9 protein-coding genes are annotated in these 13260 nt (G+C 33.7%); 7 read left to right on the top strand and 2 right to left on the bottom strand.

The window, feature by feature from the left end; all coding sequences use genetic code 11:
- Positions 1-227 precede the first annotated feature (227 nt).
- The 5 genes from gyrB (at position 228) to OH814_RS05000 (ending at position 7946) form a co-directional block, all read left to right on the top strand.
- The gene (gene gyrB / locus OH814_RS04980; RefSeq protein WP_076559603.1) at positions 228-2162 is read left to right on the top strand and encodes a DNA topoisomerase (ATP-hydrolyzing) subunit B; all 1935 of its coding nucleotides are present in this window, start codon (positions 228-230) and stop codon (positions 2160-2162) included.
- A gap of 153 nt (positions 2163-2315) precedes the next feature.
- The gene (locus OH814_RS04985) at positions 2316-4211 is read left to right on the top strand and encodes a DUF3857 domain-containing protein (protein ID WP_308827357.1); all 1896 of its coding nucleotides are present in this window, start codon (positions 2316-2318) and stop codon (positions 4209-4211) included.
- Positions 4212-6149, top strand: a complete 1938-nt coding sequence (locus tag OH814_RS04990; RefSeq protein ID WP_308827358.1) for a transglutaminase domain-containing protein — start codon at positions 4212-4214, stop codon at positions 6147-6149.
- A gap of 76 nt (positions 6150-6225) precedes the next feature.
- Positions 6226-7050 (top strand): RsiV family protein, encoded by an 825-nt coding sequence (locus OH814_RS04995; protein ID WP_308827359.1) that lies wholly within the window; start codon positions 6226-6228, stop codon positions 7048-7050.
- 44 nt (positions 7051-7094) lie between these two features.
- A complete protein-coding gene (locus tag OH814_RS05000; RefSeq protein ID WP_076560000.1) occupies positions 7095-7946 on the top strand; it encodes a diacylglycerol kinase family protein in 852 nt (283 codons plus the stop codon).
- Positions 7947-8082: 136 nt separating this feature from the next.
- Here OH814_RS05000 and OH814_RS05005 read toward each other — a convergent pair whose 3' ends face one another.
- Both OH814_RS05005 and ggt read right to left on the bottom strand, forming a co-directional pair.
- Entirely contained in the window at positions 8083-9363 is a 1281-nt protein-coding gene (locus OH814_RS05005) for a dicarboxylate/amino acid:cation symporter (RefSeq protein ID WP_201133900.1), read from the bottom strand.
- Between the two features lie 164 nt (positions 9364-9527).
- Positions 9528-11213 (bottom strand): gamma-glutamyltransferase, encoded by a 1686-nt coding sequence (gene ggt, locus OH814_RS05010; protein ID WP_308827360.1) that lies wholly within the window; start codon positions 11211-11213, stop codon positions 9528-9530.
- A 90-nt stretch (positions 11214-11303) separates the two neighbouring features.
- Between ggt and OH814_RS05015 the strand changes: the two genes are divergently transcribed.
- Positions 11304-12269, top strand: a complete 966-nt coding sequence (locus tag OH814_RS05015; protein ID WP_308827361.1) for an NAD-dependent epimerase/dehydratase family protein — start codon at positions 11304-11306, stop codon at positions 12267-12269.
- Positions 12270-12479: 210 nt separating this feature from the next.
- A complete protein-coding gene (locus OH814_RS05020) occupies positions 12480-13232 on the top strand; it encodes a polysaccharide deacetylase family protein (protein WP_308827362.1) in 753 nt (250 codons plus the stop codon).
- Positions 13233-13260: the final 28 nt, after the last annotated feature.

Below are 13260 nucleotides of genomic sequence, written 5' to 3' on the forward strand. Positions count from 1 at the left end.
ATTTAATTTTTCAGTTTAAAGTTAAGGATAAATTGCTGAGATTAAATATGATTTAAAACATTCCGGTCAATTCAAATTTGGATTGTAACTTTATTGTTTTTTTTCTTGAATGAATCGCTCAAATTTTAGGATAAATTCTGATATTTTAAGATGTAAATTACTTTGATAAGTCGAAAAAAATCACGATATTTGTGGGTCTTTGCATTAAGCAAATTTATTCAATTTATATGAGTCAAAAACAATATACAGCTAGTAGTATCCAAGCATTAGAAGGCATGGAGCACGTTCGACTAAGACCATCTATGTACATTGGTGATGTAGGAGTGAGAGGTCTTCATCATTTGGTTTATGAAGTAGTAGACAACTCTATTGACGAAGCGCTTGCGGGTCATTGCGATACAATATTAGTTACAATACATAAAGGAGAGAGTATCTCTGTAAAAGATAATGGTAGAGGGATTCCTGTAGATTTCCACGAAAAGGAACAAAAATCAGCTTTAGAGGTTGTAATGACCAAAATCGGAGCGGGTGGAAAATTTGATAAAGATTCTTACAAAGTTTCCGGTGGTCTTCACGGTGTTGGTGTTTCTTGTGTGAATGCACTTTCTACCTTGTTGGTAGCTACAGTTAGCCGTGACGGTAAATTATACCAGCAAAAATATTCTGAAGGTAAAGCTTTGGCTGATGTTGCTGAAATAGGAACTACGGATGAGAGAGGAACTGAGGTTTTCTTCCAACCAGACGGAACTATTTTTCAAGAATTGGTGTATAATTATGATACACTGGCTTCAAGATTAAGAGAACTATCTTTCTTGAATAAAGGTATTACAATTACACTTGTTGACGAAAGAGAAGAAAATGAAGACGGCACTTTTGCGTTTGAAGTTTTCCATTCTGAAGGTGGTTTGAAAGAATTCGTAGAATTCATTGACGGAAACCGTGAAGCGATCATGGAAAATGTAATTTTCATGGAAGGTGAAAGAGACGATATTCCTGTAGAAGTGGCGATGCGTTACAATACATCTTTTAACGAAAATCTTCACTCGTACGTTAATAATATCAATACTCATGAAGGGGGAACTCACTTGGCAGGTTTTAGACGTGCTTTGACGAGAACATTGAAGAAATATGCAGATGATTTAGGGATTCCTGCAAAAGAAAAAGTAGAAATTACCGGAGATGACTTCCGTGAAGGTTTAACGGCTGTAATTTCTGTAAAAGTAATGGAGCCTCAGTTTGAAGGACAGACAAAAACTAAATTAGGAAACTCTGAAGTTTCTGGTGCGGTTGATAAAATTGTAGGTGAAATGCTTACCAACTTCTTGGAGGAGAATCCAAACGAAGCAAAAATTATCGTTCAGAAAGTTGTTTTGGCTGCAAAAGCAAGACAGGCTGCGAAAAAAGCTCGTGAAATGGTTCAGAGAAAATCTCCGATGGGAGGTTCTGGTTTACCAGGGAAATTATCTGACTGTTCATCAAAAGATCCTGCAGAATCTGAATTGTTCTTAGTCGAGGGAGACTCGGCAGGTGGAACTGCAAAGCAAGGTAGAGACAGACATTTTCAAGCAATTCTTCCGTTGAGAGGTAAGATTCTGAATGTTGAGAAATCAATGCTTCATAAAGTTTACGATAACGAAGAGATTAAAAATATTTATACCGCTTTAGGTGTATCTGTAGGAACTGAAGAAGATAGCAAGGCCTTAAATATGGCGAAGTTAAGATATCATAAAGTAGTGATCATGACCGATGCCGATATTGATGGTTCTCACATTTCTACACTAATTCTTACTTTCTTTTTCCGTTTTATGAAGGAAATGATTGAGAACGGATATATTTATATTGCACAACCGCCTTTATACTTATTAAAAAAGGGTAATAAGAAAGTTTACGCTTACAATGAAAAAGAGCGTGAAGAGTTAACTCTAGAAATGTCTCCGGACGGAAAAGGGGTAGAAGTTCAGCGTTATAAAGGTCTTGGGGAAATGAACCCGGAGCAGCTTTGGGAAACTACATTGAATCCTGAACACAGAATTTTGAAGCAGGTAACCATTGATAATGCTGTAGAAGCAGATTCAGTTTTCTCAATGTTGATGGGAGATGAGGTTCCGCCAAGAAGAGAATTTATTGAGAAAAATGCAAAGTATGCTAAGATTGATGTCTAAATCATCTTTTGAATAATATTTCAAAGACTCCATTTTTTGTGGAGTCTTTTTTTTGCCTTAAATAAGTAATAATTCTCATATTTATGATAATTTTTTTAACATTTATTAAGATTTTATTAAGATTTTTTATATTTTTGGAGAAAATATTTACGAATGATGAAATTATGGTGTGTAGGAGCGCTTACTTTAGCTTCTTTTTACTATGCACAAAGTTATCCGGTGTCAGAAATTAGTGATGTTTTAAAGAAGAATGCAAGTGCGGTCATCCGAAACGAAAGCACAATTTTGGAAATCAATAAAGTGGATGAAATTGTTTACCGAAATTCTTCAGCAATAACTGTAATCAACAAAGATGCGGTTGGCTTTTCTTTACCCAAAATATATTACGAAAAGGGAAATACAGTTTCCAACGTCAAAGTAACTGTCTATGATGAAAAAGGAGCTAAAATAAAAAGCTACTCCAAAAGTGATTTTACTGATGTTGCAGCCAACTCGCAAGGCTCGTTTTATTCGGATAATAGAATGATGTATTTATCTTATACGCCTACAAGTTATCCCTATACTACTGAGTTTAGTTACGATCAAAAAGATCAGAATACGGTTTTTATCCCGGATTTTACACCTTATAATGATTTTAATATTTCTTTACAGAAAAGCAGTTTTAAGATTATTAATAAATCAGGAATCAATTTACGATCGAAAACTTATGATTCGCCTTTCGGATTTGCTTCGGTAAATACTTCAGAAGAAGACGGAGGAAAATTATATACTTATCAAAACATTCCTGCAATTGATAATGAAAATATGGTTCCTAATCCACAAAAGATTTTACCAAAAGTGAGTTTTTCTTTGGATCAGTTTAGTCTGGTCGGAAAAAAAGGGAATATTACCACCTGGAAAGATTTCGGTTTATGGTATTATAATAGTTTATTGACACCGGTTGCAGCTTCCACCCCACAGATAAAATCTGAAATTACAGCACTTAATCTTTCAGGATCTACAGAAGAAAAAGTGAAAAAGATTTATCAGTATATGCAAGGTAAAACAAGATATGTTTTTGTAGCCTTGGGAATTGGTGGTTGGCAGCCCATGATGCCCGATGAGGTACAGAAGAAAGGTTACGGTGATTGTAAAGGCCTTACCAATTATATGAAAACGCTTTTGGATGAGGCGGGCATAAAATCTTATTATGCAATTATTAATTCTAATTCTTCACCGATAAGTTTTGATACTGATTTTCCAAAAATGGGAGGAAATCATGTCATATTGGTTATCCCAACAGAAAAAGGAAATATCTGGCTTGAAAATACTTCTCAGGAAATAGCTTACAATCATTTAAGTTTTAATACCACAGACCGGAATGTTTTAGCAGTAAAACCGGAAGGAATTGAGATTATGGAAACGCCAAGTTATTCTTCACAGCAAAATAAAGAAAAGCAGGTATTAAATATTCAGCTAAATCCTGATAAAACGATTACCGGGAATGGTAAATTTACTTACACAGGAAATCAGTATGATTTTAATTTAGCCTATGCGGGGCTTGGACAGACTGAAAAAAATAATGCCATAAAAAATGCATTTTCTACATTAGATTTTGAGAAAATTGAAATGTCTGATTTCAAAAATAACAGAGATCTGGCAACAATCGATTTCGATTTAAATTTCAAAGCGATCAATTATTCCAAAATGGTGGGCTCCAGCTATATTTTCAGGGCGGTTCCTATTTACTCGAATGCTTCATATCATCAGGACGAAAACAGAAATCTCCCTTTTGAAAACCGTTTCTCTTTTGAAGACGAATATGAAATTATTTATCAGCTTCCTGCAGGCTATATCATTGAAGAAATGCCGGATAACAGTACTTTGAGTTCAGATTTTGGAACATACAGAATCTCTTTTGAGAAAAAAGATGAAAAGTTGATTGTAAAAAGGTTTATTCAGATCAAAAAAGGACTCCATTCTAAAGAAAAGTACAATGACTATGTAAGTTTCAGAAAGAAAATAATGAATGCTGATAACTCAAAAATTTTAATTTCAAAAAAATCATAAATGAAAAACATAATAACCTTATTGTCTCTTTTTTTGATCAGTGCAACTGTTTTTGCACAGAATCAACAGTTTCTGAAGGTTCCTAAGTTTAATAAGGAAGATCTAAAAAAAGAAAAATCAGAGATTGATCCTAAAGCTCCTGCAGAATTGCTTTATCGCGCTATACATTACAGAATAGATAATAGAACAGGAAATCTTATAAAGGAATACACGTATCGTGTGAAAATTTATGAAAAAGAAAAATCTGAAGATTGGCACAATCTGGAGGTTTCCTTGTATGATAACAATTCCGGAGACCGTGAAGTTTTGGTGAATATGAAGGCTTTGGTCTATAATCTTGAAGGCGACAATGTAGTGGAAACTAAAGTTGATAAAAGCTCAAAATTTAAATCAAAAGAAAATAAATATGTTACAGTTAGTAAATATGCTTTTCCAAATATAAAGAATGGTTCGGTTATAGAATATCATTATGAAGTTTCGTCACCATTTACATACGAAATTCCGTTGATCTATATCGAACTGGATATTCCTTCGGTCTATACGGAATATGTTTTTGATACTCCAGTACAAATGTCTTACAGTGTAGATTTTACGGGAAGTCTTTCGCCGAAATATAAAATTGTGAAAGAAGATATTATTTATGGCTCACAACATAAAACGTATAGATTCGGTTATGATAATCTGAAAGGCTTTAAAACTGAAAAGTATGTGAAAAATAATGATAATTACAGAACAAAAATACGAGCAGAGCTTCATTCAACTTATTTTGGTGATAACCTTAAAATGTACACTTCCACTTGGGAAGACATTAGAAAGAAACTTTGGGATCATGATGATTTTGGGGCACTGTATAAAAAAGACAGATTGGTAAAAGAGCTATTACCTGCAGGAATTGCTGATGAAAAAGATGATTTATCAAAAGCCAATAAAATTTTAGATTATGTGAAAACTAATTTTACATGGAACTATAATAATGGTATTTACGCGGAAAACGGAATTAAAGATCTTATAAAAAATAAAACAGGGAATGATGCAGATCTCAATTTGATGTTGGCAGCTATGTTTCGAAGTGCCGGTATTACGGCATATCCTATACTAATATCTACCGTGAAAAATGGAAATTTAAATTTAGCTTTTCCAAATTTGGGTAATTTTAACTATGTAGTGGTAGGAACCGAAATCAACAATAGATTTTATCTTTTTGATGCCACTTCAAAACAGTCACAGGCTAATCTTTTGCCATCCAGAGTTTGGAATAATAACGGACTTTTGGTGAAAGATGATAAGGCAGAAGTAATTACGATGTTTAATGCTAAAATGAGTTATGGCAAATATCTTACGAAAGCTAAAATTAATGATGATGGTACTGTAAGTGGAACTTATGAAGATAAAGATGCCGGACTTTTCGCTCTTAATGCTAAGGAAAGCTATGACGAAAACCCGGATAAGTATAAAAAGCAATATAAAGACAGTTATGCTATAGATTTTTCAGATATCAATTCTTCTGTCACTAATAATGGTGATTTTGAGTCTAAAATGAAGTTTTCATCCAATAGCTTAATTGATAATGTAGGGAAAAAGAAAATTTTTAATCCTTTGTTGTTTCTTCATCAGTCTGCCAATGATTTTAATGATACTGAAGAGAGAAAATACATGATCAATTTTGTTTCGCCTTATACAAGAACTAAAAAAGTAGAAATAGAAATTCCTGAAGGATATACGGTAGCCGATTTACCAAAAAGTAAAAAGATTACAACAGATGATAAAGAGATCTCATATTCTTATGTGGTGGAAAATAAAGACAATAAAATTACAGTAACATCAGAAGTAAAAATTGCAAGTGCAGATTATCCTAAAGAATATTATCCAGCATTCAAACAAATCTGGAAAGTAATTTCAGATTCTGAAAGTCAGGTAATGAGTTTGATTAAGAAATAATCGATTATTGATACAAATTTTAAAAACCATTCATTTTGTGAATGGTTTTTGCATTCTAGTCGAAAAATAAACTATTATGAAAAATAAATTTGCAATAATGTTACTCTCCGGCGCTTTTCTTTTAGCCGCCTGCAAAAAGACAGAATCAGAAACAGTGAATGTAAAAACAGAAAATAAAAGTCTTGAAAAATTTACCGTAGATTCTCTTAAAGTAAATGATTCTATGAGGATTAATGACAAGCTTTCTGTGAATTACGCATCAAAAGTATTAATTTTCCCAACTTTAAAAGATAAAGCTCTTTTAGACAGTATTTATTATGATAAAAAAGGGATTACCGATTACTCAAAACAAGGATTACAGAGCTTTTTAGACAAAGATAAAACCGAATTTTACGCATCAGTAAAAGAAGATAGTAAAGAATGGATTTCAGATATACAAAATCCACAAACCTGGGAAGCCGGCTCGTTTATGAAGCTGATTTCTCAAAATGATGATTTTCTTCAGATTGAATATTTACATACTTCTTATCAGGGCGGAGCGCACAGTAATTATTCTTTCGGTGCAAAAGTTTTTGATTTGAAAAACAATAAAAAATTAGATCTAAAAGATATCACCACAATGCCCAAAGCAAGACTTGAAGAACTTTTAATGAAAAATCTTGATAAACTGCCGAGCGGAACGACTGATTCTGATGGTCCGGTGAAAAATTCAGATATGCTTTTGGTAGATGTAATTCCTGCAAACCAAGCTTTTTATTTTGATAATGTAAACCTCTATTTCCATTACAGTCCGTACGAAATTGCAGCTTTTGCAGCCGGAGATATTGTAATTCCCGTCTCTTGGAAAGAGCTAGACGGAACCATTAATCCGGAATTTAAAAAGAGAATGAAAATTAACTAATATTAATGCTTCCAAATCAGGAAGCATTTTTTACTTTTGTGACCATGGAAAAAGTTGCCTTTATTATTAATCCTTTTTCGGCAAAAAAAAATTATCAGCCCTTTTTGAATGAACTAAAAAGTAAAGTGCAAAACCCTTTGTACTACATTTCTGAGTCTATTTTGGGAACTGATGATTTTATCGAAAGTCATTTTGATGATGTTGATTTTTTTGTGGCTATCGGAGGCGACGGAACTATTTCTACAGTTGCCAAAAAGCTTATCGGCACCGAAAAAGTGCTTGCTATTTTTCCGGCAGGCTCTGGAAATGGTTTTTCTAATGAAACGCAATTCAGCAAAAATTTAGATGAATTATTAAATAAATTAAAGGCTAAAAAATCTCGAAAAATAGATACTTTCACCGTAAACGACAGGCTTTCGATCAATGTTTCAGGAACTGGTTTTGACGGAAAAGTTGTGAAAGAATTTGAAAAAACGAACCGTGGATTTAAGAATTACATTAAAGTTTCTTTGAAGACTTTTTTTAATTATAAACCGATAAAGCTTAAATTTTTTGACGAAAATTATAAACAATATAACGGGAAGTATTTGATGATTAATATTGCAAATACGCGTCAGTTTGGTAACAACGCATACATTGCACCGATGGCGAGTAAGAGTGATGGTTTGGTTGATATGGTTTTGGTGAAAAAATTTCCGTTGACTTATTCACCACTTTTTGCTTTCAGAATGTTTACTAAAAAATTGAAAGAGGATGATTATATCACTTATCTTCCGGTTTCAGAAATCGAATTTAAAGTAAATACAAAAAACTGGCATCTTGATGGGGAATTTAATAAAATAAAATCTCCGATTCACGTGAAAGTTCAGCCTTCAAGCCTGAATATTTTAATATAATTCATTGTAAAAATAAAAGCCTTCCGTAAAGAAGGCTAAAACACAAATGATGAAAAAGTTATCATTATGATAATGATCTGTTACAAAGTAAATACTTAGAAATTGAAATTTTTATGGCTATAATCATAAAAAACGTCTAAACCTCCAGTTTTTTCTCAATTTCATTAGGATTGGCAAGGCAATATTGAAGCTGTTCCTTATCCAATTGTTTTTCCCAGTTGGCTACAACTACGGTCGCTACAGAGTTTCCGATGACGTTGGTCAAAGCACGGCATTCACTCATAAATTTATCAATTCCTAAAATTAAAGTCATTCCCGCAATCGGAATTTCAGGAACCACGGCCAAAGTTGCTGCTAAAGTAACAAAACCGGCTCCTGTAACTCCTGCAGCACCTTTCGAGCTTAGCATTGCGACCAAAAGAAGCATCAATTGTTTTTCAATGGAAAGATCAATGTTTAAGGCCTGTGCGATAAATAACGAGGCGAGAGTCATATAAATATTGGTGCCATCAAGATTAAAAGAATATCCGGTGGGAATCACCAAGCCTACAATTGCTTTGGAACAGCCGGCTTTCTCCATCTTTTCCATTATTCCGGGAAGGGCAGACTCTGACGAACTTGTTCCTAAAACCAGTAAAAGTTCTTCTTTCAGATAATACATCAGTTTAAAAATATTAAAACCATTGTACCATGCAACTGCTCCCAAGACCAAAACGACAAATAGGATAGAAGTGATGTAGAAAGTTCCTACAAGAAAAATTAAATTTAAAACAGATCCTAAACCATATTTTCCAATCGTAAAAGCCATTGCTCCAAAAGCTCCGATTGGCGCTAATTTCATCAGCATATGAACGATTTTGAAAACAGGAGCAGCCAGAACCTGTAAAAACTCAGTTACTTTTCCACTTTTTTCTTTCGTTAAAACCAAAGCAATTCCCATTAAAATAGCCACCAAAAGTACCTGAAGAATGTTGTCTCCAACCAAAGGACTGAATAATGTTTCCGGGATAATATTCATAATAAATCCGGTGAGCGTGGTGTCGTGTGCTTTTTGCTGATATTGAGAAACGTCTCCCGATAAACTTGCAGGATCGATGTTTAAACCTGCTCCGGGCTGAATGATATTTCCTACAACTAAACCGATAATTAGCGCTAATGTTGAAAACGTGAAAAAATAGAGCATTGCTTTTATGGCAATTCGTCCTACTTTTTTCAGGTCTGTCATGTGGGCGATTCCTAAAGTAAGCGTAATGAAAATTACAGGAGCAATAATCATTTTTACCAATTTGATGAAACCGTCGCCTAAAGGTTTCATTTTTTCGCCCAATTCCGGGTAGAAATTTCCTAAAAGAATTCCCAGAGTAATGGCAATAATTACCTGGAAATAGAGTTGCTGGTAGAATTTTTTTGCTTTCAAAAGAGATGGATTTACTTTTTTAAGAACGAAAAATAGGAAAATTTGAAACAAACTTTAATTTAATTTGGTGAAAAGTTTAATTCAATTTAAAAGCTTCAATTAAATTGTCACGTAATTCCCCAAATCTACAATCTTAACCTTGAATCTCGAACCTCAAATAAAATTTATTCTATTGCAACAGAATCATCACCACGACCATCTGCAACAGCATGAATATTTCCATTATCATCTATTAAAATCATTTCCGTTCTTCCCAACTGATTCACTCTTTCAGCTTTATAACCTAATTTTTCTAAATCTTTAATCGTTGTTTCAGGAAAATTCTTTTCAAAAGATACTGTTTCAGGAAGCCATTGATGATGGAATTTTGGAGAATTAACGGTCATATTGGTATTCAGTTTAAAATCAATTACATTCACAATAGACTGATAAACAGAAGTAGGGATGGTTGTTCCGCCCGGAGTTCCTACAATCATAAAAGGTTTTCCTTTTTTCAAAACAATGGTTGGTGTCATCGAGGAAAGCATTCTTTTATTAGGCTGAATTGCGTTTGCTTCACCGCCAACTGCACCAAACATATTGGGAACACCTGGTTTTATCGAGAAATCATCCATTTCATTATTTAGGAAAAAACCAGCTCCAGAAACAACAACTTTACTTCCATACAAACCATTTAAAGTTGTGGTAACAGCAGCTGCATTTCCGTCTTTATCAATCACTGAAATATGTGTGGTTTCCGTAGATTCTTTAGTTAGATTAATGACTTTTCCAACTTCTGAACTTGGCGTAGCTTCACTAAAACTAAAACTTTTCCATCTGTTTTTCAAATAATCGTCAGAAATTAAATAGGCTGTTTTATCCTGAATAAAATCGGGATCTCCCATATATTCGGCTCTGTCTGCAAAGGCTCTCCTTTCTGCTTCCACCATAATCTGAACCGCTTGCGTAGAATTTTGCTGATAATTTTCTAGATTTTCATAACCCGACATCTTTAGCATCTGCGCCAAAAGAATTCCGCCGCTTGATGGTAAAGGCATCGAAATAACATTGTTCCCTTTGTAATCAAATTCAAGTGCTTTTCTTTCAGCAACTTTATAGTTTTTCAGGTCTTCTAAAGTAATGATTCCTTTTTCTTTTTTCATTTCTGAAACCAGAAGTTCGGCAGTTTTCCCTTCATAAAACCCTTTTAATCCTGATTTTTGAATCAATTTTAATGTTTCTGCCAATTCTTTCTGCATCAGAATATCCCCTGATTTCCAAACCTCGTTTTTTACAAATGCATTGGAAGTTTTATTATATTTTTGAAAATATTCTTTATGGGAATTTAATAATTTGGCTTCCTGTTCGGTAATTGCAAAACCTTTTTCAGCCAAATCTACTGCCGGCTGAATCAGTTTTTCCATCGGAAGATTGCAATGCTTTAAAGTTGCAAAAAATCCCGCCACACTTCCAGGAATTCCAACCGCTAATCTTCCGTTTTGAGACAAATCAGTATTGGCTTTTCCGTTTTTATTGAGATACATATTTTTGGAAGCGTTTTTAGGAGCCGTTTCACGGTAATCGAGCGTAAATTTTTCTCCGTTATTTTTTACACCCACCAAAAAACCGCCACCGCCAATATTTCCGGCTTGAGGATAAACAACAGCCAAAGCGTATTGTGTAGCGACCACTGCATCATAAGCATTTCCGCCCATTTTAAGCATTTTTGCCCCAGCTTCACTTGCTAAAGGATGCGCAGAAACTACAACTCCTTTATTTTTTACCTTAACTTCTTTTACAATATTAATATCAGTGTACTGTGCTGAAAGCGAGTAAGAAAGCAAAATGAATGAAATGATAATTTTTTTCATTTGTAAAAATTGTAATCGAATTTACAATTTTGTTTTAAAATAGGGTCTAAAATTTCTATTTTTGCTTTTATCATAATAATAAAAAGTAAAATGGAGTCTTATACGGAAAAAATATTGATTACAGGTGCTTTAGGGCAAATCGGAACTGAGCTTACGAATAGATTGGTAGAAATACATGGTGCTGATAATGTGGTTGCTTCGGGTCTAGACAGATATCAGAAAGATATTACTTCAGCCGGGCATTATGAAAGGATGGATGTTACCAACACGCAATTGGTAAAACAAGTTATCAAAGATTACGAAATTACAACAGTATATCATCTGGCTTCTCTTTTGTCGGGAACATCAGAAAAGCAGCCTATTTTTGCATGGAAACTAAATCTGGAGCCACTTCTTCAGTTTTGTGAGCTGGCGAAAGAAGGTTTACTTAAAAAGATTTTCTGGCCAAGTTCTATCGCTGTTTTCGGGAAAGGAATTCCAAAAGAAAACGTTGGTCAGGATGTAGTTTTAAACCCTACAACAGTGTATGGTATTTCTAAAATGGCAGGTGAAAAATGGTGCGAATATTATTTTGATAAATATGGAGTAGACGTAAGAAGTATTCGTTATCCCGGTTTAATTTCCTGGAAAACTCCTGCAGGTGGAGGAACTACCGATTATGCGGTTGAGATTTTCTACGAAGCAATTGAAGAAGGAAAATATATAAGTTTTATTTCTGAAAATACAGGAATGCCGATGTTGTATATGGATGATGCGATCAATGCAACTTTACAGTTAATGGATGCCCCAAAAGAAAGCCTTACGGTTCGTTCTTCTTATAATTTAGGTGGAATGTCTTTCACTCCGAAAGAATTGGCAGCTGAAATTAAGAAGGAAATTCCTGAATTTGAGATTGATTACAAACCAGATTTCAGACAGGCAATTGCAGATTCCTGGCCTGCTTCAATTGATGATTCTGTAGCGAAAAAAGATTGGGGATTATCTTACGATTTCGGAATTTCTGAGATGTCAAAAGATATGATCAAGAATTTAAAAGTAAAACTGAATAAAAATTAATCTTGGTTACCTTCAATCAGTTATAATTAAGTTTGTTTAAAAACTATTCAAAATAAATTTTCAAGGCATTTTTCTTTTCCCCAATCCTAAAGGGCGAAAAAATGTCTTGAAAATTTACTCAAAATTACTCCCTTTAGGGTCGGGGAAACAATTTTGATTAAATTAGTTTATCCCTTTATTAATGATTACTTTCATCTAAAATTATACTGAATGATATTGCTCACTTTTAACATCGTAAATTTTGAGGCTGAAACTAAAAACAGCATCACTATTTCTGATGAAGAAAGATTGAAAATTACCGAAAGTAATACCAAAGCAATTCTAAGGATTTTAGATCTTCACGATATAAAAGCGAGTTTTTTTGTAGAGATTTCTTTTGCAGAAAAACTTCAGAATTTACTAAAAGCAATTTCTGCTCAAGGGCACGAAATTGCTTTTTATAATAAAGATTCGAGCCTTGAAAAAATCGATCAGGTAAAAAAATCGACTCAGGAATTTCTTGAAAAACAGATCAAAGGAATTCGCCAAAAAGACAACCAGTTTTCTTTGGAAGAATTAAAATTAATCGGTTTTAATTATATCTCAAATATTGATCACGCAGATATTCTGTTTCCTTTTAAGCGTTTAAAAAGAACCTCTGAAATTATCGAAGACAACGGACTGAGTGTTGTTCCGGAAAGTATTTCTCCGTACAGTCAATTGCCTTATAATGACTTTGTTTTTCAGATCTTGCCGATGCAGTATTATCAGAATATGGTTTTTGAAACCTTGAAAAATGATGATTTTGTTTTGGTCTATCTAGAATCGTGGCAGTTTACCGATATCAAAAAATATCAGTTTAAAGTTCCGGTTTACCGAAGTTTTTATTTAGGAAAAAAGATGGAGGATAAGCTCGAAGCTTTTCTTTCTTGGATTAATGAAAAGGAATTGGCGACTTCAAGAATGAAGGATTATATTTTTTAGATAGGTTGAAGGAATTAGGTTTTAGGGC

It is taken from the genome of Chryseobacterium sp. CFS15 (assembly GCF_031118795.1).
GTDB lineage: Bacteria > Bacteroidota > Bacteroidia > Flavobacteriales > Weeksellaceae > Chryseobacterium > Chryseobacterium indoltheticum.

Excerpts from the sequence above, each read along its gene's own strand:
- gyrB (WP_076559603.1), top strand. The coding sequence starts at position 228 with ATGAGTCAAAAACAATATACAGCTAGTAGTATCCAAGCATTAGAAGGC.
- OH814_RS04985 (WP_308827357.1), top strand. The coding sequence starts at position 2,316 with ATGATGAAATTATGGTGTGTAGGAGCGCTTACTTTAGCTTCTTTTTAC.
- OH814_RS04990 (WP_308827358.1), top strand. The coding sequence starts at position 4,212 with ATGAAAAACATAATAACCTTATTGTCTCTTTTTTTGATCAGTGCAACT.
- OH814_RS04995 (WP_308827359.1), top strand. The coding sequence starts at position 6,226 with ATGAAAAATAAATTTGCAATAATGTTACTCTCCGGCGCTTTTCTTTTA.
- OH814_RS05000 (WP_076560000.1), top strand. The coding sequence starts at position 7,095 with ATGGAAAAAGTTGCCTTTATTATTAATCCTTTTTCGGCAAAAAAAAAT.
- ggt (WP_308827360.1), bottom strand. The coding sequence starts at position 11,213 with ATGAAAAAAATTATCATTTCATTCATTTTGCTTTCTTACTCGCTTTCA.
- OH814_RS05015 (WP_308827361.1), top strand. The coding sequence starts at position 11,304 with ATGGAGTCTTATACGGAAAAAATATTGATTACAGGTGCTTTAGGGCAA.
- OH814_RS05020 (WP_308827362.1), top strand. The coding sequence starts at position 12,480 with ATGATATTGCTCACTTTTAACATCGTAAATTTTGAGGCTGAAACTAAA.